Here is a 23,516-nt window from a genome sequence, read left to right as displayed (position 1 = left end):
GGTGGCCGTGATGACCGACACTCCCGCACCACCGATCAGCATCTCGCTCGACGGATTCTCCGAGGACTACGACGACCCGGAGCTGGCCGGCGCGTTGTCGTTCATGATCGAGCAGCAGGGACTGCTGCAGACGCTGGTGACGGGGATCGTCGAGTTGCTCCCGGACACGTCGCTGTGGCGGTTGACGCTCACGGGCGACATGGTCGCGACCGTGAACCGGGTCACCGAACGCGCGGACGACAACCCCTACACCACTGACCGCGGCGCCGGTCATGCCGGGGCTATCACTCTCCCGCACGATGACGGCAAGTTCGACATCGTGGTCTCCGCGAACGTCCTGTTCGCCACCCGGGAGGACGTCGAGTCTGTCGAGGCGCTCATCGCCCACGTGATCGCCGCGGCCGAGCACTTGAGCCGGCACGAGGCCGGGCATGCCGCGCTGCGGCTGCGCGGCGAGGACGCGGACGCCTACCAGGACGTCGAGGGCCTGAGTAAGAGCGACGCGGCCTGCCGCAAGCCGCTCGCCGCGCACGTCGACGACAACCGCATCGAGCAATACACCGCCGTCCACGCGCCGTCGCCGCTGCACCACGTCGACCACCTCACCGACGCGATCGCGCACCTGCGCGCCGAGCTCAACGAAGCCCAGCGCACCTGGCGCGCCGATATCGGTGACGCCGCCTACAGGACCCTGAACGCCGCGAACGGGCTGATCCGCGTCTTCGCCTACCTCGCCCCCGAACTCGGCCTCGACGAGAACGGCAAGCCCCGCCGCCCCAACCCCGTGCCCGCGGGCTGAACCGACTACGTCGAAGACAGTTGGGACGCCTGGAGCCTGACCTCCCACCGGCTCCAGCCGGTGGACGAGCCCATGACCACCGACGAGCTCGGCGCCGTGCTGGCCGATCTCTGTCGACTGATGAACGCCTGGCTGCGGTCGATCGGCATCGAATGGGGCCTCACCGACGACGACCAGGAGTACATCTTCTGGGAGAAGGACAGCTACTAGGCCATCATCACCCGCCTCGAATTGTGCAACGAGCCGTTGCACCAACTCACAATCGGACCTCGGCTGATGTCGGGGGATGCCGCACCGCTGACATCGTCAGCGGCCGTCCGACACGAAGCCGTCACGACTCCTCGCCGAGTGTGATCCCAGTGCGGCTCGAGATCAGGTGAGGAAGCTCCGACACAATCCGCCGCCAGCCACGTACTGATAACGAAGTCCGCGATTCGAGAAGCGCGCTCAGATCATGGGAGTCGAGCGCGCGCCGCGCCCTGAAGGGAGCGTTCGCTGAGCGTCAGACAGCTGCTCCGCAGCATTCGTCTGGATATCAATCTGGGCCTGCAGCCGCCGCACGATGTCGGACGCGATGTCGAGCGGGATTCGCTCTTGCTCCACACGTCGGTACCTCGCGGACGACGGGTCGTTGAGCAGTTCGTACAACGCCCGCTCGTCGTGTTCGAGGTTGGCGGGCGCGGGACGGCGATCGGCGGCGATCGGATTCCCGCGTTTGTCGCTATTCGTCCCGTATAACTCCCACCTCTCATACGAGGGAATGTCCATGAACAGCGACCGCGCAGGTATGTCGGCGTCGCGGAACTGGGCGAGGATCCGGAGTCCGTCGGCGTCCATGTCGCCCCAGTAGATGACCAAAGGCGCCTGGCGAAGCCAGTCGGTATCTGCGAACGCCCCAGCGCCCGACCCCGCGCCTTCAACCGCGATCGCTCCACGCACCTGTGGGAAATGGATCGCGGTGTCTTTGTTCTCGCAGATGATGACGATCTGCGGCGGGTACGCCGGCTTGAATGCGTCTCCGACCGTTGCGGAGTCGTGCCGTCGGTTGCCTGCTTCTAGGTGTGCCGGGTCGAGGTATGTGAAGTGGATGCGGGAAGGGTGAGGCGGGTGCAGCCCGAGGTCGCTGAGGCCAGCGAGGCGCGCGACGGTCTGCGTGCGGGACTCGAGCCACTTGGTGTGGAGCCCCTCGAGCGGAACCTCTCTGGGGCTGAGGTCCGATCTGGGGTGCTGCTCGAACCATGAGGCCGCTTGGGCGAGGAGCCCGACGTCCACGCGCGTCCAATCCGCCGTCGCGAGAATCGTGCGAGCCAGGACGTCTCGGCGATGAGGGAACTGGGCGTCGATGATCCTGCCGTACTCACGCCCACGGGCCAGCCGCGCCGTCCAGCCGGGCCCGGCGATGGCGGCCGCCACATCGATGCTGGGAATGACGATGTGAGACGGCATCGGATAGGCGGTGCCGTCAGCACGGATGTTCCGCTCTGCGACTTCCGCACCCCATGCGGTTGCCTGCGTTCGCCAAGAATCCACGAGTTCGATGAGGTCGCCGAATCCGGTTTCGAGCATGTCGGCGTCCGGGCGGCCAAGCGGGTACGCTCGCGGCCACCACTTCTGCTCTCCCGTGCTCTCCGAGGCGACCTCGTCGGCCCACCGCTCAGTCACGTGCAGTCGGACGCGTCGTTCGACCTCTGCGACCGTCTTCACGCGACGCTCTCTTGTCGTTGGTGGTAGGCGTGGTCGACGAATGAATGTCCCGTTTGGCGGTTCTTCGAGACGAGGACGGTCTGGGCGACGTGGCGTTCGAGCCCGGTGTACTTGTCGAACGGCGCCCCGATGATGAGCTGGAACCCGAGTCCCTTCCATGCCTCGACGGCCCGGCCCGCGTACTCGGAGTCCGCCTTGATGAAACCTTCGTCGAGGAACACCGGGGCGAACCGTGGGAGATGGCCGAGTTCGTCGCCGAGCTGGAACCGAAGCGCGGCTCCGACAATGAACGCGACGAGCTCCTGCATCTCTCCGCCACTCTTACCTGCGAGCGATGAGTACTCGGCGACGGGATCCGCGTCGCGCGCATCGGCGTACTGCTTCGCAGTGATCTCCACATGTCGTCGCACGTCGAGAATCTCCTCGCGGACGACTTGAGCTCGAAGCTCAGCGGTGAGCGCCGGGTCGTCGCGCTTGCGGATCTTGGCAACGAACACTCTCATCTGCGTGAACCGCTGTACGAGCTGCTCCTCAGGCGCGCCCTGCGTAGCGAGCTTCTTCAACCCGTCCAGCTCGCGACGGAACGTTGTGACCGTCTGCGGCGCGAGGCGTCGCAGGTCGATCTTTAAGCGTCCATCCGTGGGCCCGAAGGGCAGGCGCTCGAGGATCGCATTGACGGCGTCGAGGCGGGCCTGGATGTCGTCGACGGCGGAGCTCATCGCGCTGCCCAGCAGTCGAAGACTCCTTCCGCTCCACTGCAGCGCAGTCTTGCGCCATTGCTCACGCTGTTCGTGGATCCCGACGCGCTGGATCTCGTCGAGGATCGCGACATACTCGCGGTAGGAGTCAATCGTCTGACCGCGCGTCGGGTCGTTCCATCGCTCTTGGAACTGTTCGAAGGCGCGCTCGATCTGCTTGCGGCTCGACGCTTCCTTCTCGGCTGCGCGTGAGACCCCATCGGCGAGGGCTCGTTCGAGCCGTCGCAGGTCTGTCTTCCAGGTCCCACTCGTCGGCGCCTCGCTCGCAAGTGCGCGCTCCCATGCTTGGTCGAGGGTCGTCGATAGAGCCTCGTCGAGCACCACTGATCCGTTCTCCTCGAGGGGCCACAGGGCGTCGTTGACGGTGTCAATCATGTCCGCCAAGGCGCTTCGTTTGTCTGCGACTTCTGAGAGCTTGCCCTCGAGCGAGTGCTGTAGGCGTCGGGCGCTGTCGGCTACCGCGGACAGGGTTTCGACCTGCTTCTTCAGCACGGCGAGGACGCCGTCGTCGGCGAGCAGCTTCTCCTGCAGCGCACGCAGTTCGGCGATGTGACGGATCGGCGTGTCCACATCAACGTCGACCCACGAGAAGTCGAGGGTGCGGAGGTAGGCGGCGTGCTGCTTGTCGACTGCCTGGATTTCCGCGGCGACCCGCGCCCTAGCCCGCTCGGACTCTGCTAGCTGCGCACGAAGGTCCTTCTGCTGCGCCTCGAGCGACGCCTTCAGGCCGGCGTTGTCGAATCCGATGATCGGGCGCGCTGTGTTCCCTCCGTGCGCCCCTCGCCGTCGTTGTCGTGTCTGACCCGAGGGCGTCACGCGGAGACCTTCACCAGCGAGTCCATCCGTGCTCGAGACGCACAGGGCGTTCCTGGCCGGTGAGCTGAGATGCTCGATGACCCATGCCTGGTACGGAGAGTCCTGGTAGTCCAACTTGCCGGCAATCCGCTGCGGGTCCATAGGCGCGGTGTGCGCGACGACACTGCGTTCAACGCCTTCGAAGTTCAGCCGTACTGACGACCGGATCGGGTCGATGGCCCGGGAAAAGCGTTCAAGGTGCTCGCCGGGCACAAGCAGGATCCGCGCGCTCGCGTACAGGACCGTCTCGATCGCGCCCCGCCACCGGTCCTCTCCATCAGCAACGTCGATGAGTTCGGCGACGAAGGGGAGGTCGGCCACGTCGAGTCCGGCTGCGTCAGCGGCCTCGCGGCGCCGAGCGTCCATCGATGCGTCCACGCGACCAGAGCGGCCTTCGAGCGAGCGGAGCTCCGCCCGGACGCTCTTGAGCTCCTCGCCGAGCGGGTGCTCGTCGCGGATCATCTGCTCGCGCTTGCTCTCGAGTTCCGCCTTCAGCCCCGCGGCGCGCTCAGGGAATGCGCGGGCTTCGGAGTGGATCGTGAGAAGGTCGCCCTCCCTGTCGACGACGCGATCGAGATCGGCCAGAGCGTCATCGAGTCGCGCGCGCATCCCGCGGCGACCTTCGGCCGCCTGTTCGTACCGAGTGATCTCATCCGTGAGCTGCCTGTCGCGGTCCCCGCCGCCGGCGTCGTAGTCGGCTTTCGCGACGTCGAGCAACCGCTCCGCCTCGTCGGTGGCCGTTGTCGCGGTACGGAGCTGCTCCTGGAGCGCGGCGGCCCGCTCGCGGAGCAGGCCGTCTTCGCGCTCGAGGATGGCGGAGTGGGTGCGAAGACGCCAGAGACCCGCCGGGGTGTTGTCGTCGTCGATCGCTCCGAGTGCGCGCGCCTGCGCGATGTCGCGCTGCGCGGCGACCATCTCCTCATAGAGGTCGGGCACCGGCGCCAGGAGATCTGCCTGGTGCTGGGAGGTCTCCATCTTCCGATACATCTCGTCGAGTTCATCGAATGTCGCGATGGCTTCGTCGGCGACACGGAACGTCTCCGGGATCTCGATGACGAGCCGTTTGTAGAGGTCGTCGACGGTCGGCGACATCGTTCCGGCCTGGATGCGGGCGAGCAGAGCGAGCGCGTTCGCCCCGTCGCCGCCCTGCCCGATCCCGAGCCTCGAGAACAGCGCGTGCGAGAACTCTCCGTACGAGCCATATATGCGCAACTCCGACCACTTCTGCTTCATCGCCTTTGCCGGGTACGACTCGGAACCCACGCGGGCGAACTCGCCAAGCTGACGGATCTCGAACGACCCGGGAATCGTCATCATCCGCTTGACGACGTCGCCGTCTCGGGCCACGCCCACCGGGACGAAGTACGCGCGCATGGCCGTGAACCGGTCTCCCGTCTCGGCGATGAAGGTCGCCGCGATCGCTCCCCAGGTGGGTTTGCCCTGGCCGCGCAGCACCTTGTCGACGGTGACACCATCCTCGACAGTGTCATCGGTCTTCCCACGCAGGTAGGTCAGTACACTCCGCTGCTCTGCCCCCCTCGCACGCCCCACGGTCGCTGCGTTCGAAGCACCGTTGAAAGGGACGTCGGAGGGCATCATGAGCGCAAGGTAGGCGTCAAGGACCGTGGACTTCCCCACACCGGATGCGCCGGTGACGATGGTCGTCTCGGGGTGGAACGCGAACGTTGCCGTGCGCTGGTGGAAACCGCCCCAGTTGACGAGCTGAATCTGCTCGATCCGCCACTGCGAGCTCGGCAGGAGCGGGATGCCTGCGGAGACTTCACTCATCGTCGTTTGCCTCCGTGAAGTAGGTGACCAGTTCGCGCAGCCTCGTGAGGGGCAGCAGTCGAGGCAGTGCCGGCGAGATCGTGTACACGCCGTCCTCTGCCGTCTTGTCGAGAAGTCCGGCGGCGGCGACCGCATCGATCGCGCGATTGACTCGGCCGGCATCCATGTACTGATCGGTCGCTGTCTTCGGACGGTTGCCGCCGATGAATGCGTGAATGTCGCTCCTTGAGACGACTGCGCGGCTCGCCCCGCTTGAAGTCTGGTCCCGGTGGGTGAGGCACAAGTGGACGAGCACGGCGGTCTGGTCCCGATTCCAGGTCATCGCCCGCAACAACGCGGGGAAACCACGTGTGCTGTCGGCGTTACGTACCTGCACCTTGAACGCGACCTCGTACTTGGCGTCATACTCGAGGTCGAGATACATGTCGTTGAGTCTCGACTTCACCTGCGCGTGGGCGGCGGTGAGCGTCTGCCACTCCTTCTTGTGCGTGTCGCTGGTGATGAAGCGCTCGTTGAGGACGGCGACGAGCGCAGACCGGACCTCGGCGACGAGCGTCCCGGTGTCACCATCGAACTCCACCGATGACAAGTCGTCGTCGACTTCCTGCTCAGGCTCGTCATAGAGGTCCTCTGGCGTGCGGTCGGTCAAATCATCGACCGACAGCTCGGCAACCGCGTCGTCGAGCTCCTGGAACTCACTGGTCATCGTCGAGCCTCCGCGTCCGGGTGATCTGCGGCAGCAGCAGGACCTGTTCGGTACCGTCGGGCCGGCGAGTCACGTATGCCTCGTGCGTGCCCGTGCGCACGAGGTCTTCACGGTCCGCGATCAGGTGCAGGATACCCAGCGCGTCCACGGGCCGCCGCTCGTCAGCCGCGAGCCGGGGGAAGAGGTCTGCACCGATGGTCCACTCGCCGTCCGATGCTGCAGCTTCGTCGAGCGCACCGCGAAGCGCGTCCAGGTGCGGTCCTCCGTAGCGGCGAAGCTCATCGAGTGACATGGACTCCGGGCGATCCTCTTCGGCGCCGTCCTCGAGCGGGTCGAGAGGAACATCCGAGGCGGGGTCATACAGCTTCTCCTTCAGGTGCAGGATGTCCAACCCGTCGGGCAGCATCTGAACTGGAACTGTTTCTCGTGGCCCCGCTGTCTGCATCCACGCACTCAGGCCGGCTTCCAGTTGCATCAGCACCCTGTCCAGTTCACGATCCTCGGAGATGTTCCGCGATCGGATGAAGGTGTTCAGAGTCTCGATGGTGTCGACGATCTTCGCCATCGTGTCTCGCGCTCCGTCGCGCACGACGCGGACGATCCCGATCATCGTCTGCTTCTCCGCGGTAGTGAGAACCGGAGAGATGTCGGGATGCTCGACCAGCGCGGTGATGTCTGAGCGAAGCTGATCGGTGAGCGCATCGTCATCCAGCAGGTTGAACGCCCCCTCGAACGCGCGCCCTTCCGGTGTCGCGGTCGTCAGGTCGTCTGCGCGGACCAGGAAGTCAGCGACAATCTCCCCGGGCGGTCGCTCGTCTGCCCGGAAGTCCTCCCGCAACCGGTCCTGCAATGCCTCGACGACCTCACCCACACGGGCGAACTCAATGGGGAGACCCGAAACGAGATCCTGCAGCTCGACAAGCCCCTCGAGGATGAAGTCGGCGGTGACCGGGGCGATCGGCTCCCCCGCCTCGAGCCGCTCCAACTCCGCTTGCTGCTGCGCGATCTGCGCGCGCAGTCGGGCGATGCGGGCGCCACGGTCGGGGTTGGATGCGGCGTTCAACCGGTTCGCGGTCTCCACGATGTTCTTGATGCGGTGTTCGGACAGATTCACCCGGTCTCGCGTCAGGGATTGCACCAGGCCGAGCGCTTGCATCGCGTAGGACGTGAGCGTGTAGCTCTGTCCGTCGACGTCACGGGTCAGCCACCGCCGGCGCACCCACCCCATGCACACCTCTCTGCCATCTCCATCCGGGACGTGGGAGATCCCTCGCTCGCGAAGCTCTCTGAGGAGTGCGTCCACCATCTGGTGCAAGCGGGCAGTCGGCTGAGTCTTCGAGTCCCGCGGGAACCCCGAGCGAAGAATCGCGACGTTCACTGGTGCGAGATTCCCCCGCAGCAGAGACAGCGTTGGCTCCTCGAAAGCCGCGATCACGCGACTGTGTTCCGCGACGATGCTGCTCACTTACACCTCCCCCAGGCCAAGCATGACGAGTCTGTCCGCAATGATGCCCGAGGCCGCCGACATTGACGAAGTAGGGCATCTGAAGCTGCGTCGCCACGACACGTCCTACGAAACGCGCATCCATTGAGATGGCCGACCGCCGGGCTCGCCGGTAGCGTCAACCCCGTGCCAACCGCCTGGGAATCCCTCCACTTCGTACGAGGCTCCGCCGAGGCCGACGAACCGATGGGATCCAAGGAGAAGTGGTGGGTCGATCTCCCAATGTTCGGGTAGCGGCAGTGGTTGCTCAAACTTGCGCGTCTCGACGAGCACGACGGGACTGTTAGCGGGGAGGACTGGGCCGAGTGGACCGTCCACCAGTTGGCGGAGAAGCTTGGTGTCCCGAGCGCGACCGTGCGTCCGGCAACGCTGGAGGGACGACGGGCGATCGTTTCAAGATCGGTACTGCGAGACCGCCTTGAGTATCTCGATCATGGCAACAGCGTGCTGTCAGCGCGATTCCCCGACTACGACCAGTCAGTCCAAGGGGAGAACCAGGGGTACACACCGATGGCAGTCCGGGATGCCCTCGGCGAGGTTGGGCCGCCAGCCGATGTTGACTGGCCGAGCGGCTTCACCGCGTTTGACGCCTGGGCCGGCTATGTCCTGATGGATGCCTGGGTTGCGGGGCGCGATCGGCACCACGAGAACTGGGCAGTCATCCTCCGCGGAGACGAGCGCCGACTGGCGCCCTCGTTCGACCACGGAAACGCGCTCGGCTTCCAGGAGCGAGACGAGAGACGTTTACGGATGTTGAACGACGAAGGCCACTCATGCGCTGGGTGGAGCGCGGAACCAGCCACCACTTCGCCGGAAAGCCCAAGCTGACGGATCTCGCGTTGCACGCACTGGGGCTTGCATCGGCAACGGCTCGCGTGTTCTGGATCGATCAACTCGATGCGATCTCGGAAGATGCAGTTCATTCCGTCGTCTCACAGATCCCGCGCGCGATAATGTCTGAGGTCACTTGTACATTCGTTCTCCGGCTGTTGGCGACGAATCGGAGGAGGTTGCTCGATGGCTACTCACGCACTTGATCGCGACCAGCTCGATCTCACGGCGAGCCGAAGGACTCTCATCCTCGTCTGGCAGAACCCGACGTCCAGGCTCTTCATCAAGGTCGGCCAGCTCAACGCTTTGCCCGGCGGGCGGTTCGCCTTCCACTATCTCGCGGGCGCGTGGAACGACCCTGACTTCGTCCCACTGCTTGAATACCCCGATCGCGATGCCGCTTACGTCTCGGATGAAGTCCCAGCGTTCTTCGCGAATCGCATCCTTTCCGTCGATCGCCCAAATTACGACCGCTACCTCAGCTGGCTCGGAATCGAGGATCTCAGCCCGGAGGATGTGCCATTCGAGGTGTTGGCTCGCACGGGCGGCGGGCGAGCAACAGACACCTTCCACGTAGTCGAGCTTCCTCTCACCCAAGCCGACCGGCTAGCAAGCCGATTCTTCGTATCTGGTGTCCGCTATTTCGTTGAAGCCGACGCCGCGATCGCGTTGCTAGGGGAAGGTGCGAACCTTCGCCTCGAGCTCGAGGAGGGCAACGAGGTGAACCCGAAGGCCGTTCTTGTCAGCACCGTCGATGGCCAGAAGTTCGGATACGTGCCCGACTGGCTCTGCGGGGATGTGCACAGCCGCATCAAGGATGGATGGTCCATCACCGCAGTGGCTGAACGCGTGAATCCAGATGCTCCGGCCCACGTCCGCGTGCTCTGCCGCCTCGAAGCACAGCGAGACTAACCGCGCCGGGGCCACATGAGTCAGCAGCTCCCTCGGCCGCCGCTCTGTCACGCCATGCAGGCATCCCCGGGAAAGTGTCACGACAAAGTCGACCCCGGCCGCCCGAAACCGCGCGTTCTACGTGACATCTAGTGTCATCTCGCCGCGTTCCCGACACCAGCCCTGCTCGCCCTAGATCCCCGAACGAGCTCGGCGCGTGAGGCGAAGAACGGTGCTGCTGTTCCGGGTGGGGCTGCGCCCACGGACTCCGCGCCGAACACACCGTGGTTCGCGCGGACCTCGGCGCGTGAACGCGCCGCCGCCCACCACGACGGCGTCAACCCCCTCCCCGGCGCGGAGCAGCGGGAGTACTGTCACGCTGGAGGGTCGATTCCGGCCCACAATCAACGGCGGCAGACCCGGGAGGTCCCATGAGCATCAACGACGACGACATCACGACGACGGGCGCCGCAGGCGGGGAGGGCCCCGCCGACGGCGGAGCGAACCCCGGCGGCCACGACGGCGGAGCCGACGGCTCGGCCTCGGCCGGCGAAGGTCCCGCGGACGGCGGCGCCAACCCGGGCGGCCACGACGGCGGCGCGGACGGCTCGGCCTCGGCCGGCGAAGGCACGGCCGACGGCGGCGCCAACCCGGGCGGCCACGACGGCGGCGCGGACGGCTCTGCGTGAGTTCGGGTGACGGGGGCGGGTCGAGAAGTCGGCCCGCCCCCGCGCTCGCGCGGCTGACCGGACTCGACCCCGACGCCTTCGCGTCGGAGTACTGGGGCACGCAGCCGCTCCTGACGCGCGCGCAGGGGAGTTTCGACGACCTCTTCAGCGCCGCCGCAGTGGACGACCTCGTCGCCGACCGCGCGCTCCGTACCCCCTTCGTGCGCATGGCCCACGAGGGTTCCGTCCTCTCGCCCCCTTCGTTCACCGGCTCGGGCGGGTTCGGCGCCGAGATCGGCGACCAGCTCGACTCCGCGAAAGTCCTCCGCGAATTCGCCGGCGGGGCGAGCCTGGTTCTCCAGGGCCTGCACCGCACGTGGGCGCCGATCGCCGACTTCACCCGCCAGCTGGTGGCCGACCTCGGGCATCCCGCGCAGGTGAACGCCTACATCACCCCGGCATCCTCCCGCGGATTCGATCCGCACTACGACACGCACGACGTGTTCGTGATCCAGATCTCCGGAGCGAAGCACTGGACGATCCACGAACCGGTGCACGAGCACCCGCTCGCCGACCAGCCCTGGAGCGACCACCGCGACGCGGTCGCCGCCCGCGCCCGCGAGACGCCCGCGATCGACGCGACCTTCGAGCCGGGCGACGTCCTCTACCTCCCTCGCGGCTGGATCCACTCCGCCGTCGCGCAGGGCGGCACCTCCGTGCACCTGACGATCGGCGTGCGCGCGGCGACGCGTTTCGACGTTCTCCAGCGCCTCGTCGCTCAGGCGGGTGAGGATCCCGAGCTCCGCCGCCCCCTCGCGCTCGGCGTCGACTACCTCTCTCCCTCGTTCGCCGACGACATCGCCGCCACGGTCTCGGCCGCGCGGGCGTTGCTCGATCGTGCGGATGCCTCCGCCCTCGGCGCCGGGATGGAGCGCGCGTTCGAGCGCGCGACCCGGCCCGCGCCGGTCCGCCCGCTTGCGACCGTCGACCTCCTCGCCGATCTCGCGCCGTCCACGATCGTCGGCTGGCGCACGGGGCTGCCGGCGCACGTGCAAGATGACGACGCCGGCGTCCACATCGTCCTTCCCGATCGGACGATCACCCTGCCCGCCGAGGCGAGCGCAGCCATCCACGCCCTGACCTCCGCCGATCACGCCGCCGGATCTCTCCCCGCCCTCGACCCCGACTCGTCGCTCGTCGTCTCGCGGCGCCTCGTGCGCGAGGCGGTCCTCGTCGTCCGATGAGCGCGACCGCGCTTCCTTCCACGGGGCTCGAGGCGGGGCGGTGGGAGCCGTGCAGCGACCGCTCGGCGGATCGCGCCGACCCGCTCGCGGGCACCGCGGGCTTCGGCGAGCGCTGGCTGCTCGTCGAGATCGACGGATCCTGGGGCCGGCATGCGTTCCTCGAATCTCGCCTCGACCCGACCGTCGGGCGAGCGCTCGTGCGCCGTGCGGAGGCGGCCGGGATCCGTCCCGTGGCGATCCGGCGGCCCGGCCGGCGCGCCGACGAGCGTCGGGCGACGACCGGTTGGCGCTGGGCGGTCGCCGATGTCCGCCCCGGCCGCGAGGGGGTGCGCTGGGGGTTCGCGGCGGAGGCCGAAGACCTGCTGACTGTGCCGCTGGATCCTGTGCCGCGGGATGCCGCTGAGGCGGATGCCGTCGACCGTGAGCGTTCCGAGGCATCCTCGGCCCCGATCTACCTCGTCTGTGCGCACGCTCGCCACGATCAGTGCTGCGCCGTGAAGGGACGCCCGGTCGTGACCTCTCTCGCGGCGGCGTACCCGGAAGAGACATGGGAGTGCTCCCACCTCGGCGGCGACCGGTTCGCCGCGACGATGCTTCTCCTGCCGCAGGGCCTCTCGTACGGGCGGGTGACCGCCGGTGCCGTGTTCGACATCGTCGGTGCGGCGTCGCGCGGTCTCGTGCTGCCCGCGCTCTACCGGGGACGGACCGCCTTGACGATGCCGGTACAGGCGGCGCAGGCCTTCGCGCGGGCGGCATTCGGAGACGACGGCATCGACGCGTGGCCTCCGCTCGGCGAAAACCGCCAGGAGGCGCCCGCCGGCACCCTCGTGCACGTGCGACTCGGCGCGTCAGGTGGGCAGCCGCAGGTCACCGTGACGATGCGCGAGACCCTGTCGGATCCGCTGCTGTCGACCTGCACGGCGACGATCGCCGCACCCGTGCGTCAGTTCGCCCTCGTCGCGATCGAGCCTCGACGGCGCTGAACGTGCGGGATGCCCGCGACCATCGCGCCCCGTCAGACGACCGTCACGCTCCGGGCGTCAGCGGAACCGCCGCGCTCTCCGATGTGTGCGATGCCGGGTCATCCGCCCCTCCGGCGGGGGAACCGGCGGCGGACGCCGCCGCCTCGACACGGGCGCAGCGCCGTGCCCACACGATCGTCGCGAGCAGCATCACGCCGCCCCGAGGACGGAACGCGCGGGTTCCGTGGGGCGGACATCGCCCACCGAGACGGCTCCGACGCACGGGACGGCGAGGACATCACCCGCGGTGACGTCGCCGGGAAGGAGCAGAGTGACGGCATCCACCGCGCGTCCCGCAGCCTCGGACACCGCGAAGCGCCGATCGGCGCCGACGCAGATGCGACCGACGACGCGCGCGTGGCTCCACTCCGGCGCACACGCCGTGAACGCTCCGTCGAGGACGAGAGTCGGCAGGGCCGCGGCGCCGTCGCTGCGCTCGACGCGGACGATGCGCACCGCAATGACCGAGGTGGTCGCGGTGAGTGAGGCCACGCCGCCCGACAGGGGGATCACCGCCGGCGCCGTCATCACCGCGGGCGTGTCGCACAGCGCGACGAAGCGCACGAGCGAGACACCGCCGATCACGAGGTCGTCGCGAGCGGCGACGGTATGGACCGGCCAGACGTCGCGGGCGAGGGGGTCGGGAATGCTGCGCCGCAGGGTCGGGAGGAGTGAGGTGAGGGTCATGCCCTCCGGTCTACGCGGCGGCCGCCGGCGCCGCAGTCACCCTCACGCGTCACATACGTGTTCGGGCGCGATCCTGACGCCGCGAGCGCGTCGGCGGCGTCATCGCGGCGCGGTCGATAGGCTCAGTCTCCCTGGACCGTCACGAAGGATCCTCATGCGCGTGTGGAAACGAACGCTCGCCGTCTGCGTGAGCGCGCTGATTCTGGCGACGACGCTGGCCGGGTGCTTCCTCATCCCCCTCGCCGACAACCGCTCTCCGTTCGACAGTGCATCCAACGCCAGCAACGCTGAGATCAACGATGCTTTGAGTGAGATCAGCCCGGCGCTGGAGTCCGTCGATACCCACCAAGGCGCCTGGCGCATCACGGCGTACCGCGGAGCGGACAACTGCGAGGGAGCCTGCAACCTGAGGGTCGAGGTCGAGATCGCCCCCGCAGACGTGTCGTCGATGGAGCCGATCGATCCGACCGACGAGAGCACACACATGCCGCCGCGTTATGCCGTCCCCGAGGACGTGCTGCGCCAGACGCTGATCACGGCGGTGCCCATCGGCGAGGAGAAGAAGGTGGACGTGCGCGTCGTGGCCGGCTACCGCGAGGACGGTGAGGGTCTGGCGGACTTGAGGTCCGCGGTCGAGGCGCTCTTCGGGCCGGAGACGACGAGGGGCGACGGCTTCTGGGCGTCGGCGTCCGAGTACGACAGCGACGTCAGCGCGTTCACCCGAAACTGGACGGGCGTCCTGGCGAACATGGGACTCGAGTAGGCATCGCACCGCTGTCAACCCCCCTGCGCACCGCGCCGAGCACGCGCAGACTCGTCTCACGAACGGTGACAGGCACGACGGAGGTCCCCATGTCCGACCAGACCACTCCCGACCAGACCACTCCCGACCAGGCCACTCCCGACCAGGCCACTCCCGAGGACGCCGCGCCCGAAGAGCCGAGAGAAGAGCCGGGAGCACAGACGGATGCCGCGGCGGAAGCGCCCGAGCCGAGCACCGAGAAGCCGCATGATGAGGAGCCGAAGGCGCCCGCCAAGAGGTCCGATCCCGAACCGAACCACGAAGCGGTGGGCATCGGCGTGATCGACTACCCCGACGACGACTGGGACCCGGTGACCGGCCAGAGAGTCTGAACCCCGCTCATCGGAGCGAACCGCGCGCGCTGCTCGACGACGATCCAGACGAGCGCGCGCGGTGCGCTCACACGCGGGAGCGGGTGCTCACGCTGAGGCGCACGCGACGCACATCGTCGAGAACGGGCGCGCTTCGAGCCGCCCTTCGGGAATCTGGGAGCCGCACACGACGCACACGCCGTAGGTGCCTGCCGCGACGCGCTCCAGCGCGGCCTTCACCTCGCTGCGCTCGGCCGCGGTCGACCGGCGCAGCGCTTCGATACGCTGCCACTCGCCCGACAGCGTCGACCCCTCGGGGTCGTGCTCGTCGTCGGCGGTCTGATCGGCGCGGTCGGCGCGTACCGCGGCGTCGTCGGCGGCGAGCCGGGCGAGCAGCGCATCGAGCTCGGCCGCCCGCGCCCGCAGCTCCGCCACGACATCGGCCCTCTCACTCATGCACGCAGCTCCGCGCTCATCAGCCCCGGTAACCGATCAGCCATGTGACCCCGTAACGGTCGCGCACCTGCCCGTCGTGATCGCCCCACGGCTTGAGCGTCAACGGATCGAGAACTCCGCCGTCGGCCGCCAAGATCGCGAACCACCGCTCCAGCACGTCCGGCTCGGCGGTGCCGAGCAACGCGAACTGGATGCCTCGCAGCACGGTCGTCTCTTCGCCGGGCGCCGTGTCCGCCGCGAACAGTTCCACGGGGCCCTGCAGCATGCCGTGCGCGACGGCTTCGGCGGGCCCGTCGGCGCGCCCGAAGTCGGCGTACGTGTTCAGAACGATCTCGCCGCCGAACACGTCGCGGTAGAACTCGAGCGCGGCACGCGCCGCGCCGTCGAAGTGCAGGTAGGGAGTGATGCCGGTCATGCGCCGACTCTACGACCCGGTCCGGACACACGCGATGCCCCTTGCACTGCGCGCTCAGACGACTCGGAACAGGAGGAGCCCGGCGAGGAAGCGCTCGCACCGAACCGGGAGTGAACGCCGACTGAGCCGCGGACGAGCCCGCCGACGCCACCAGCGCGCGCGGCTAGACTCGAGGCATCCCCCGCCGGCTTCCCGAGTCTTGGAGTCCCGCCGCGTGAGCACCCCCGTCACCTCGCCTGTTGCCGACACCGTCGAAAACGCCGCCGCCACGCCCGAGAAGGAGCAGCCGTACGCCGCGCTGGGCCTGAAGCCCGACGAGTACGCGCAGATCCGCGAGATCCTGGGCCGTCGCCCGACGAGCGGCGAGCTGGCGATGTACTCCGTCATGTGGTCGGAGCACTGCTCCTACAAGTCGTCGAAGATCTACCTGCGCCGCTTCGGGCAGAAGGTCTCCGACGAGATGAAAGAGCGCCTCATGGTCGGCATGGGCCAGAACGCCGGCGTCGTCGATGTCGGCGAGGGCTGGGCCGTCACCTTCAAGGTCGAGTCGCACAACCACCCGAGCTACATCGAGCCCTTCCAGGGCGCCGCGACCGGCGTGGGCGGCATCGTCCGCGACATCATCTCGATGGGCGCGCGCCCCGTCGCCGTCATGGACCAGCTCCGCTTCGGCGCGATCGACCACCCCGACACCCCCCGCGTCGTCCACGGCGTGACGAGCGGCATCAGCTTCTACGCGAACTGCCTCGGCCTGCCGAACATCGGCGGCGAGACCGTCTTCGACGCCGTCTACCAGGGCAACCCCCTCGTCAACGCGCTCGCGGTCGGCGTCCTCCGTCACGAGGACATCAAGCTCGCCAACGCCACCGGCGCCGGCAACAAGGTCGTGCTCTTCGGCGCCCGCACGGGCGGCGACGGCATCGGCGGCGCGTCGATCCTCGCCTCCGACACGTTCGCCGACGGAGGGCCGACAAAGCGCCCCGCCGTGCAGGTCGGCGACCCGTTCGCCGAGAAGGTCCTCATCGAGTGCTGCCTCGAGCTCTACGCCGGCGAGCTCGTCGAGGCGATCCAAGACCTCGGCGCCGCCGGCATCTCTTGCGCGACGAGCGAGCTGGCCGCCAACGGCGGTTCGGGCATGCGCGTCGACCTCGAGAACGTGCTGCTGCGCGACCCCACGCTCACGCCCGAAGAGATCCTCATGAGCGAATCGCAGGAGCGCATGATGGCGATCGTCTCCCCCGCGAAGCTGGATGCCTTCCTCGCGGTGACGACCAAGTGGGATGTCGAGACGTCCGTCCTCGGCGAAGTGACCGGCGACGGTCGCCTGCAGATCTTCTGGCACGGCGAGCAGATCGTCGACGTCGACCCCTCGACCGTTGCGGTCGACGGCCCGGTGTACGAGCGCCCGGTCGCCTACCCGACCTGGATCGACGCGCTGCGGGATGACTCGGCATCCGCCCTCCCCCGCACCGACGACCCCGACACGCTGCGGGCGCAGTTCCTGCAGCTGCTGGGTAGCCCGAACCTCGCCGACACGAGCTGGATCACGAACCAGTACGACTACTACGTGATGGGGAACACGGCGCTCAGCTTCCCGGATGACGCCGGCATGATCCGCGTCGACGAGCAGTCGGGTCTCGGCTTCGCGATCGCGACCGACTGCAACGGCCGCTACTGCCAGCTCGACCCGTATGCCGGGGCGCAGCTGGCCCTCGCCGAGGCGTACCGGAACGTCGCCGTCACCGGCGCCGTCCCGACCGCCGTCACCGACTGCCTGAACTTCGGCAGCCCGGAGAACCCCGAGGTCATGTGGCAGTTCGGGCAGGCCGTCGACGGCCTCGCCGACGCGTGCTTCGAGCTCGGCGTGCCGGTCACGGGTGGCAACGTCAGCTTCTACAACCAGACCGGCGACGTGCCGATCTTCCCGACCCCGGTGGTGGGAGTCCTCGGCATCATCGACGACGTCGCCCGGCGCATCCCTTCGGGCTGGCAGGATGCCGGCGAGAACATCTACCTTCTCGGCGTGACCGCGACCGAGCTCAGCGGTTCGCAGTGGGCGGGGACGGTGCACGGCCACCTCGGCGGACGCCCGCCGGCGGTCGACCTTGCGGCGGAGAAGCGTCTCGCGGAGCTGATCCAGGCGGCATCCCAGCAGGAACTCGTCTCGTCCGCGCACGACCTCTCCTCCGGCGGCCTCGCGCAGGCTCTCGCCGAGGCCGTCATGCGCTTCGGGGTCGGGGCGCGCGTGTGGCTGCGCGAGATCATGGAGCGCGACGGTGTGGATGCCGCGACCGCCCTTTTCTCCGAGTCGACCGGACGTGTCATCGTGTCGGTGCCGCGCGAAGAGGACGTGAAGTTCCGCGGGCTGTGCGAAGGACGCGGCTACCCGGTGCTGCGCATCGGCGTGACGGACCCCGCCGCCGACGGCGACGAGCCGGCCCTCGAGATCCAGGACGTCTTCACGCTCACGGTGCCCGAGCTCCGAGGCATCTCGCAGGGGACTCTCCCGGCAGTGTTCGGTCCGACCGTCGCCGAACCCGTAGGCTGAGCGGCATGACCAAGCCTTCCGACGAAGAATTCAATGCGCTCGTCGCGAAGCGCGCACGCCGCACGCGCATCATCGCGTGGGTCGTCATCATCGCGCTGATCCTCGGCGGCGGCGGTGCCGTCGTCCTCGCCCTGATCTTCGGCTGACGCGCGGTCCCCCACCCCACCCCACCCCGCACCGCACCGCACCGCACCGCACCGCACCGCACGCGAATCACCGCCGCTTTCACGAATCACCGCTCGATTCGCGCGATTTCGGCGGTGACTCGCGAATCGGGTGGTGATTCGCGAGCATCAGGCGAGCCGGAGTCCTCTGTGTAACCCGCGTGCGGGCGAGACTCCCCGACCGTTGTCAGGCACGATGGATAGCATGGCGACGTGGATCCGGTCTGGGCGATGGTCGCCGAGTTCTGGTGGATCGGGCCGACCGTGATCGGCGCGGGCACCCTCGGCTGGTTCGGCCTGCGCGGGCAACGCACCGCGAAGGCGCGTCGGCTCGCCTACGACGCCTCACGCGAGGCGCTGCGCACCGCTCGGCAAGACGCGACGACCGCGCGCCTCGGCGTCCGGGCGGCCCGCGCCGAACTGACCCGCGCGCAGGCCGCGCGCACCGCCGGTTACGGCACGAGCGAAGAGGTGGCCGCCGCCCGTCGGGCTCTGGACACCGCGCAGCGCAAGACCAAGGCGGCCTCCGCCACCCTCCGCGCCCGCCGCGCGAACCTCTCCGCCGATCGCGCGGCGCTCGGCGCTCGGTCGGACGACCCCGCGCACCTGCCCCTGGCGCGGGTCATGGCAGCCGACGACGCCCTGACGGCGCGGTGGATGGAGTATGAGACGGATGCCGCGAAGGTCCTCGCCTTCCCCGCGATGAGCGACGCCCGCGTCCCCGCGACGGCCGCGTTCCACGCCGACCACCACCGGGCCCGGGCGCTCCGGCCCGCCGCGGCGACCAGCCGCATCACACCGGCCCAGTTCGGCGCCTACCGCGATGCCGTGGCCCGGATGTACCGCTCCTTCGAGGCCGCGGAGTCCGAGGCGTGGCGCCGCGCCCGCGCCGCCGGCTCGGCGCCGGCCGGCCCCGGCCCCGACAGCGCACGTCCCGCGATGACCGCGCCCGCCGAATGGATGACCTCGGCGCAGGAGATCGCGCAGAACCTGACTCAGTCGATGCTGGCGCGCGGCGCAGAGGCCCTCTCGCGCATGTCGACGCCGCGCTCCCGCGACGCCGACGACGACCCGCACGATCCGCGGAACGGCCGCGCGTAGGCTTTCTCCGTGGACGAGTTCTGGGCCTTCGCCCGCGACTACTGGTGGATGGCTTTCCCGATCATGGCCGTCGCGGGCGGCTTCGCGCGGCGCTGGGAGTTCGGTGCGCGCGCCCGCCACAAGCGCCGTCTCGAGATCCTGCAGGCGAAGGCCGCACTGAAGGCGGCGAATCCGCCCCGGCAGGTGGCGACGGCATCCGACCCGCGCCCTCTGACGAAGCCGACCCCGAGCCAACCGCAGCTCGAGAAGCTCTTCGCCGAGCACGACGCCGTCACGGCGCGATGGCTCGACTACGAGCTCGACGTCGCGAAGCTCATCGCCTTCCCGACGATCAGCGACGGCCGCCAGCCCCTCACGGCTGCCTTCCTCCGTGCGAAGAAGACCGCCGACCGGCTGCGGCCGGCGTCGGTCAAGGCTCATCCGAGCGACCAGGAGCTTGCCGCCTACGCGGCTGCGGTCACCGACTACGAGGTCGCCTTCGATGTCGCCGAACGGGAGGCGCGCCGGCTGCGCGACTCGGATTTCACGGAGAGTGAGCGCAAGCGCCTCGCGACGGCGCAGCAGTTGCTGACGGTCGCCGTCGACCAGGCGGCGACGCCCGCCGAACGCCAGGTCGCGTACAAGCGCGTGCGCGAAGAGCTGGACGGGCTGATCGTCGTGTCCGACGATGCGATCACGGTGCTCGAGGAGAAGGTGGCCCTCGCGCTCGGACCCGCACCCACACCCGCACCCGCACCCACACCCGCACCCACGCCCGCACCCACGCCCGATGCGCCGGGAACAGACGACGGACGGGGCCCGGCCGCTGCCGAACCCCGTCCGTGACGTCCGTGGGGACGTGCGCGAGAATGCGTCAGGCCGTCAGGCCGTCGACCCAGTCCTGGTTCTCTTCGATCCACTTCTGCACGACGGGGCCGTAGTCGTCGCCGTCGTAGGCGTTGAACATCGCGTCCTCGAGCGAGTACAGCATGTCGCTGGGCATCTTGAAGTTCGAGATCCACTCGTGCACCTCGGGGAAGTCGTCCGCGAACGAGGTCGCGGCGACCGAGTGGATGCTCTCGGCGTCGCCGAGGAGCCCCTTCGGGTCTTCCAGGTCGCGGACCGGGAAGGCGTTGTACGCCCAGTGCGGCCGCCACAGGGTGACGACGATGTCCTCGCCGGCATCCGTCGCCTTCTTCAGCTCCGCGAGCATCGCGGGCGTCGACGACTCGACGAGGTCCATGTCCTCCAGGCCGTAGCCGGGGACGACCTCTTCGGACGTCACCTCCATGAGGCCCGCACCGGGCTCGATGCCGACGATGCGTCCGCCGAAGTCGTCGGATGCCGCGGCCAGCTCGTCGAGCGAGGTGATCGATGAATCCTCGTTCACCGCGATGGTGAGCTTCGCCTCGTCGTTCCACGCACCGAGGTCGTCGACGTCGTCGCCGTACTGCTCCATGTAGGTCGCGTGCGTGATCGGCAGCCACGTGTCGAGCACGAGGTCGAAGTCACCGCGCGCGAGGCCCTGGTAGACGGGGGCGACGTCGGCGTAGGTGAGGTCGACGTCGTAGCCCTTCTCTTCGAGGATCGCCTCCCACAGGTGCGACGCGGCGATGCCCTCGTCCCAGCCGTTGAAGACGGCGATCTCGACCGGACGGTCGGCCGGGCCGTCGCCCGACCCTGCATCTCCCGATCCGCCGGCGCAGCCGGCGAGGGTCAGCGCCGCGGCACCGGCCAGGGCGATCGTGCTCAGAACGTTCCTTCTCTTGGTCCCATGCTTTCTCTGGGTCATCGTGACGTCCTCTCCATCCGTGTGCTGTGCACGGATCGGTCGTTGTGTGTCAGACGCGGAGTCTCCGCGCCCCCGGCGGGTGATGGGCCCGCCTGGTCTGTGGGGTGTGAAAGGTCAGACGGCGGCCGGCGCGCGGCTGACGGAGTCGGCGGCATCCTGCGCATCGCGCGCTCGCTTGCTTCTCGTGACGCGACGGGCACGATCGCCCTGGCCGAGCGCGGAGGTGACGCGGTCGAGGATCATCGCGATCACGACGATCGAGATGCCCGCCTCGAAGGCGAGCCCGACGTTGATGCGTCCGAGCGCTCGCACGATCTCGCCGCCGAGGCCCCCGGCGCCGACCATGCCGGCGATGACCGCCATCGACAGGCTCAGCATGATGACCTGGTTGATGCCGGCCATGATCGAGGGCAGCGCGAGCGGAATCTGGATCTGCCGCAGCACGCGCCCGGGCGTCGCTCCGAACGCCTGACCGGCCTCGACGATCTCCGGGTCGACGCCGCGGATGCCGAGCTCCGTGAGGCGCACGCCGGGGGCGATCGCGAACAGGATCGTGGCGATCATGCCGGGCACCGCGCCCACGCCGAAGAAGAAGATCGCGGGGATCAGGTAGACGAACGCAGGCATCGTCTGCAGGAGGTCGAGGAGGGGACGCACGATGCGCGAGACGCGGTCGCTGCGCGCCGCCCAAATGCCGATGGGGATCGCGATGACGATCGCGATGACGGCGGCGACGAGGACGAGCGCGAGCGTGTCCATCGCGTTCTCCCACTGGTCGACGCCGACGATCAGCAGCAGTCCGAGCACCGTGCCGAGGGCGAGCTTCCATCCGCGCACGACGAACGCGACCGCCGCGAACACCAGGATGATCACCCAGAACGGGGGCGCGGTGAGCAGCCAGTCGAGCCCGTCGTAGACGCCTCGCAGCGCTCCGGCGATGAGGTCGAAGAGCCAGCCGAACGCGTCGCCGAGGAAGTCGACGACCGCTTCGGCCCACTCGCCGAGGGGAATGCGGAATCCGTTCACGAGCGTGCTCCTTCCGTCGCGGCCTCGGCGGGCGGCGTGGGCGACCCGGCCGCCGCATCGACGAGCGGTGTGAACTCGGCCACCATGTCGATCGGGGTCTGGATGACGGGCATCTCCCGCGTGACGGCGGGGACGTTCCCGAGCGCCGCGAGCAGGGTGATCCGGGGGATCACGCCCAGCAGGCGCCGGTGCTCATCGATGACGGCGAGGGGGACGTGCGCCTCGACGGCGGTCTCGACGATGTCGGTGAGCAGGTCGTCGGGGCCGACGGTCGGCACCGCGGTATCGACGATCTGGCGCAGGTCGGTCTGCCCGGCCTTGACGGCGCGGATGACGGCACGGTCGGTGACCACGCCCACCAGGCGGCGGTTCTCCGTCGCGAACACCGCCCCGGCCTGCTGGGAACGGAGGGTTCGCAGCGCCCCGCGCACGCCCGCGGTGAGCGGCGTCGTGAGGTGCGGGGGCTCCATCACCGAGGCGGCGGTGAGCACACGGGCACGGTCGACGTCCTGCACGAACTGCGCGACGTAGTCGTTGGCGGGATCGGTGAGGATCTCCTCCGGCGTGCCGTTCTGGACGATGCGGCCGTCGCGCATGACCGCGATGCGGTCGCCGAGGAACATCGCCTCGTTGAGGTCGTGCGTGATGAACACGATCGTGCGGCCGAGTTCGCGCTGGAGTTCGACCAGCTGCTCCTGCATCTCGCGGCGGATGAGCGGGTCGAGGGCCGAGAAGGCCTCGTCCATGAGCAGGATGCCGGTGCCTGCCGTCAGCGCGCGGGCGATGCCCACGCGCTGGCGCATGCCGCCGGAGAGCTCGTCGGGCATCGCATCGGCCCGGTCGCCGAGGCCGACGCGCTCGAGCACCTCCATGGCGCGCGCACGACGCTCGGTCTTGCCGACGCCCTGGATCTCCAGGCCGTAGGCGGTGTTGTCGAGAACGCTGAGGTGCGGCAGCAGCGCGAAGTGCTGGAACACCATCGACACCTCTTCGCGCCGGATGGCGCGCAGCTCGGTGGCAGAGGCGGTGGTGACGTTCCGTCCGTCGATGACGACCTCACCGGCGGTCGGGGGGAGCAGGCCGTTGAGCATGCGGATGATCGTCGACTTGCCCGAACCCGACAGGCCCATGATGACGAAGATCTCGCCGGGCTGAACCGTGAAGCTCGCGTCGATGACGGCGGCGGTCCCCGCGTCGGCGACCTGGGTGCGGGTTTCGCCGGCGCGCAGTCGGCTCACCGCCTCTTTCGGAGCGCGGCCGAAGACTTTGAAGAGATTCCTCGCCTCGAGCGCGGGAGGCGTGGTTTCAGGAACGGATGCAGTGGTCACAGGACACCTCGGGCAGCCCGGTGCACAGGCTGCAACGGTCACGTCCGGGTGACGGTCGTCGGCTCGAGGATGTTCGGCACCGAGGGGTTCGGCGCCGGCATGTTCGGCATCAGGAGCGTCGGCGCAGAAGTCGGTTC

The 23,516-nt window shown here is 68.7% G+C and carries 23 protein-coding genes; 13 read left to right on the top strand and 10 right to left on the bottom strand.

From position 1 onward, the window contains the following. Window positions 1-10 precede the first annotated feature (10 nt). A complete protein-coding gene (locus ACRVYW_RS08185; protein WP_431803491.1) occupies window positions 11-799 on the top strand; it encodes a hypothetical protein in 789 nt (262 codons plus the stop codon). A 72-nt stretch (window positions 800-871) separates the two neighbouring features. Then, complete coding sequence (locus tag ACRVYW_RS08180) at window positions 872-1,009, top strand: hypothetical protein (RefSeq protein ID WP_431803488.1); 138 nt, start codon at window positions 872-874, stop codon at window positions 1,007-1,009. 237 nt (window positions 1,010-1,246) lie between these two features. On the opposite strand, the gene ACRVYW_RS08175 is transcribed toward ACRVYW_RS08180, so the two are convergent. The 4 genes from ACRVYW_RS08175 to ACRVYW_RS08160 are packed head-to-tail and all read right to left on the bottom strand — an operon-like array spanning window position 1,247 to window position 8,075. Next, window positions 1,247-2,503 carry a Wadjet anti-phage system protein JetD domain-containing protein gene (locus tag ACRVYW_RS08175; protein WP_431803486.1) on the bottom strand — a complete coding sequence of 419 codons (1,257 nt, stop codon included), beginning with the start codon at window positions 2,501-2,503 and terminating at the stop codon, window positions 1,247-1,249. Next, window positions 2,500-5,904 (bottom strand): ATP-binding protein, encoded by a 3,405-nt coding sequence (locus ACRVYW_RS08170; RefSeq protein ID WP_431803484.1) that lies wholly within the window; start codon window positions 5,902-5,904, stop codon window positions 2,500-2,502. Before ACRVYW_RS08170 ends, ACRVYW_RS08175 begins: the two co-directional genes overlap by 4 nt. Next, on the bottom strand, window positions 5,897-6,610 hold the full coding sequence (locus ACRVYW_RS08165; RefSeq protein ID WP_431803482.1) for a DUF4194 domain-containing protein: 714 nt from the start codon (window positions 6,608-6,610) through the stop codon (window positions 5,897-5,899). Before ACRVYW_RS08165 ends, ACRVYW_RS08170 begins: the two co-directional genes overlap by 8 nt. Further along, a complete protein-coding gene (locus ACRVYW_RS08160) occupies window positions 6,600-8,075 on the bottom strand; it encodes a DUF3375 family protein (RefSeq protein WP_431803480.1) in 1,476 nt (491 codons plus the stop codon). The genes ACRVYW_RS08165 and ACRVYW_RS08160 overlap by 11 nt, the downstream gene beginning before the upstream one ends. A gap of 282 nt (window positions 8,076-8,357) precedes the next feature. On the opposite strand from ACRVYW_RS08160, the gene ACRVYW_RS08155 reads away from it, so the two are divergent. The 5 genes from ACRVYW_RS08155 (at window position 8,358) to ACRVYW_RS08135 (ending at window position 12,731) form a co-directional block, all read left to right on the top strand. Then, window positions 8,358-8,942 carry a hypothetical protein gene (locus tag ACRVYW_RS08155; RefSeq protein ID WP_431803479.1) on the top strand — a complete coding sequence of 195 codons (585 nt, stop codon included), beginning with the start codon at window positions 8,358-8,360 and terminating at the stop codon, window positions 8,940-8,942. A 189-nt stretch (window positions 8,943-9,131) separates the two neighbouring features. Continuing rightward, window positions 9,132-9,857, top strand: coding sequence for an HIRAN domain-containing protein (locus tag ACRVYW_RS08150; protein WP_431803477.1), 726 nt, complete (start codon window positions 9,132-9,134; stop codon window positions 9,855-9,857). A gap of 410 nt (window positions 9,858-10,267) precedes the next feature. Beyond that, entirely contained in the window at window positions 10,268-10,525 is a 258-nt protein-coding gene (locus ACRVYW_RS08145; RefSeq protein ID WP_431803475.1) for a BatC protein, read from the top strand. Beyond that, on the top strand, window positions 10,522-11,748 hold the full coding sequence (locus ACRVYW_RS08140; protein WP_431803473.1) for a cupin domain-containing protein: 1,227 nt from the start codon (window positions 10,522-10,524) through the stop codon (window positions 11,746-11,748). Before ACRVYW_RS08145 ends, ACRVYW_RS08140 begins: the two co-directional genes overlap by 4 nt. Continuing rightward, the gene (locus ACRVYW_RS08135; protein ID WP_431803471.1) at window positions 11,745-12,731 is read left to right on the top strand and encodes a sucrase ferredoxin; all 987 of its coding nucleotides are present in this window, start codon (window positions 11,745-11,747) and stop codon (window positions 12,729-12,731) included. Before ACRVYW_RS08140 ends, ACRVYW_RS08135 begins: the two co-directional genes overlap by 4 nt. A gap of 189 nt (window positions 12,732-12,920) precedes the next feature. On the opposite strand, the gene ACRVYW_RS08130 is transcribed toward ACRVYW_RS08135, so the two are convergent. Next, window positions 12,921-13,457, bottom strand: coding sequence for a hypothetical protein (locus ACRVYW_RS08130; protein WP_431803469.1), 537 nt, complete (start codon window positions 13,455-13,457; stop codon window positions 12,921-12,923). A 154-nt stretch (window positions 13,458-13,611) separates the two neighbouring features. Here ACRVYW_RS08130 and ACRVYW_RS08125 point away from each other — a divergent pair, with 154 nt between their 5' ends. Further along, window positions 13,612-14,220 carry a hypothetical protein gene (locus ACRVYW_RS08125; RefSeq protein WP_431803467.1) on the top strand — a complete coding sequence of 203 codons (609 nt, stop codon included), beginning with the start codon at window positions 13,612-13,614 and terminating at the stop codon, window positions 14,218-14,220. An 89-nt stretch (window positions 14,221-14,309) separates the two neighbouring features. Next, on the top strand, window positions 14,310-14,591 hold the full coding sequence (locus ACRVYW_RS08120; RefSeq protein ID WP_431803465.1) for a hypothetical protein: 282 nt from the start codon (window positions 14,310-14,312) through the stop codon (window positions 14,589-14,591). Window positions 14,592-14,678: 87 nt separating this feature from the next. On the opposite strand, the gene ACRVYW_RS08115 is transcribed toward ACRVYW_RS08120, so the two are convergent. Both ACRVYW_RS08115 and ACRVYW_RS08110 read right to left on the bottom strand, forming a co-directional pair. Next, a complete protein-coding gene (locus ACRVYW_RS08115; RefSeq protein ID WP_431803463.1) occupies window positions 14,679-15,026 on the bottom strand; it encodes a TraR/DksA family transcriptional regulator in 348 nt (115 codons plus the stop codon). Between the two features lie 19 nt (window positions 15,027-15,045). Further along, window positions 15,046-15,441 (bottom strand): VOC family protein, encoded by a 396-nt coding sequence (locus ACRVYW_RS08110; protein ID WP_431803461.1) that lies wholly within the window; start codon window positions 15,439-15,441, stop codon window positions 15,046-15,048. Between the two features lie 214 nt (window positions 15,442-15,655). Between ACRVYW_RS08110 and purL the strand changes: the two genes are divergently transcribed. From purL to ACRVYW_RS08090, 4 genes are all read left to right on the top strand, one after another. Beyond that, on the top strand, window positions 15,656-17,989 hold the full coding sequence (purL, locus tag ACRVYW_RS08105) for a phosphoribosylformylglycinamidine synthase subunit PurL (protein WP_431803459.1): 2,334 nt from the start codon (window positions 15,656-15,658) through the stop codon (window positions 17,987-17,989). Between the two features lie 5 nt (window positions 17,990-17,994). Continuing rightward, a complete protein-coding gene (locus tag ACRVYW_RS08100) occupies window positions 17,995-18,135 on the top strand; it encodes a hypothetical protein (protein WP_431803457.1) in 141 nt (46 codons plus the stop codon). Between the two features lie 231 nt (window positions 18,136-18,366). Continuing rightward, entirely contained in the window at window positions 18,367-19,254 is an 888-nt protein-coding gene (locus ACRVYW_RS08095; RefSeq protein ID WP_431803455.1) for a hypothetical protein, read from the top strand. A 9-nt stretch (window positions 19,255-19,263) separates the two neighbouring features. Then, on the top strand, window positions 19,264-20,079 hold the full coding sequence (locus ACRVYW_RS08090; RefSeq protein WP_431803453.1) for a hypothetical protein: 816 nt from the start codon (window positions 19,264-19,266) through the stop codon (window positions 20,077-20,079). Between the two features lie 28 nt (window positions 20,080-20,107). On the opposite strand, the gene ACRVYW_RS08085 is transcribed toward ACRVYW_RS08090, so the two are convergent. From ACRVYW_RS08085 to ACRVYW_RS08075, 3 genes are all read right to left on the bottom strand, one after another. Beyond that, the gene (locus tag ACRVYW_RS08085; protein WP_431803451.1) at window positions 20,108-21,025 is read right to left on the bottom strand and encodes a glycine betaine ABC transporter substrate-binding protein; all 918 of its coding nucleotides are present in this window, start codon (window positions 21,023-21,025) and stop codon (window positions 20,108-20,110) included. A gap of 114 nt (window positions 21,026-21,139) precedes the next feature. Further along, on the bottom strand, window positions 21,140-22,051 hold the full coding sequence (locus tag ACRVYW_RS08080) for an ABC transporter permease (protein ID WP_431803449.1): 912 nt from the start codon (window positions 22,049-22,051) through the stop codon (window positions 21,140-21,142). Next, the gene (locus ACRVYW_RS08075; RefSeq protein ID WP_431803447.1) at window positions 22,048-23,379 is read right to left on the bottom strand and encodes a quaternary amine ABC transporter ATP-binding protein; all 1,332 of its coding nucleotides are present in this window, start codon (window positions 23,377-23,379) and stop codon (window positions 22,048-22,050) included. The genes ACRVYW_RS08080 and ACRVYW_RS08075 overlap by 4 nt, the downstream gene beginning before the upstream one ends. Window positions 23,380-23,516: the final 137 nt, after the last annotated feature.

The organism is Microbacterium sp. bgisy203 (genome assembly GCF_965345155.1).
Lineage (GTDB): Bacteria > Actinomycetota > Actinomycetes > Actinomycetales > Microbacteriaceae > Microbacterium.
This window is presented reverse-complemented; position numbering and strand designations above follow the sequence as displayed.

What these genes read in the sequence shown, in the direction of transcription:
- ACRVYW_RS08185 (WP_431803491.1), top strand. Translation starts at nt 11, where the DNA reads ATGACCGACACTCCCGCACCACCGATCAGCATCTCGCTCGACGGATTC.
- ACRVYW_RS08180 (WP_431803488.1), top strand. Translation starts at nt 872, where the DNA reads ATGACCACCGACGAGCTCGGCGCCGTGCTGGCCGATCTCTGTCGACTG.
- ACRVYW_RS08170 (WP_431803484.1), bottom strand. Translation starts at nt 5,904, where the DNA reads ATGAGTGAAGTCTCCGCAGGCATCCCGCTCCTGCCGAGCTCGCAGTGG.
- ACRVYW_RS08165 (WP_431803482.1), bottom strand. Translation starts at nt 6,610, where the DNA reads ATGACCAGTGAGTTCCAGGAGCTCGACGACGCGGTTGCCGAGCTGTCG.
- ACRVYW_RS08150 (WP_431803477.1), top strand. Translation starts at nt 9,132, where the DNA reads ATGGCTACTCACGCACTTGATCGCGACCAGCTCGATCTCACGGCGAGC.
- ACRVYW_RS08145 (WP_431803475.1), top strand. Translation starts at nt 10,268, where the DNA reads ATGAGCATCAACGACGACGACATCACGACGACGGGCGCCGCAGGCGGG.
- ACRVYW_RS08135 (WP_431803471.1), top strand. Translation starts at nt 11,745, where the DNA reads ATGAGCGCGACCGCGCTTCCTTCCACGGGGCTCGAGGCGGGGCGGTGG.
- ACRVYW_RS08130 (WP_431803469.1), bottom strand. Translation starts at nt 13,457, where the DNA reads ATGACCCTCACCTCACTCCTCCCGACCCTGCGGCGCAGCATTCCCGAC.
- ACRVYW_RS08125 (WP_431803467.1), top strand. Translation starts at nt 13,612, where the DNA reads ATGCGCGTGTGGAAACGAACGCTCGCCGTCTGCGTGAGCGCGCTGATT.
- ACRVYW_RS08120 (WP_431803465.1), top strand. Translation starts at nt 14,310, where the DNA reads ATGTCCGACCAGACCACTCCCGACCAGACCACTCCCGACCAGGCCACT.
- ACRVYW_RS08115 (WP_431803463.1), bottom strand. Translation starts at nt 15,026, where the DNA reads ATGAGTGAGAGGGCCGATGTCGTGGCGGAGCTGCGGGCGCGGGCGGCC.
- ACRVYW_RS08110 (WP_431803461.1), bottom strand. Translation starts at nt 15,441, where the DNA reads ATGACCGGCATCACTCCCTACCTGCACTTCGACGGCGCGGCGCGTGCC.
- ACRVYW_RS08100 (WP_431803457.1), top strand. Translation starts at nt 17,995, where the DNA reads ATGACCAAGCCTTCCGACGAAGAATTCAATGCGCTCGTCGCGAAGCGC.
- ACRVYW_RS08085 (WP_431803451.1), bottom strand. Translation starts at nt 21,025, where the DNA reads ATGACCCAGAGAAAGCATGGGACCAAGAGAAGGAACGTTCTGAGCACG.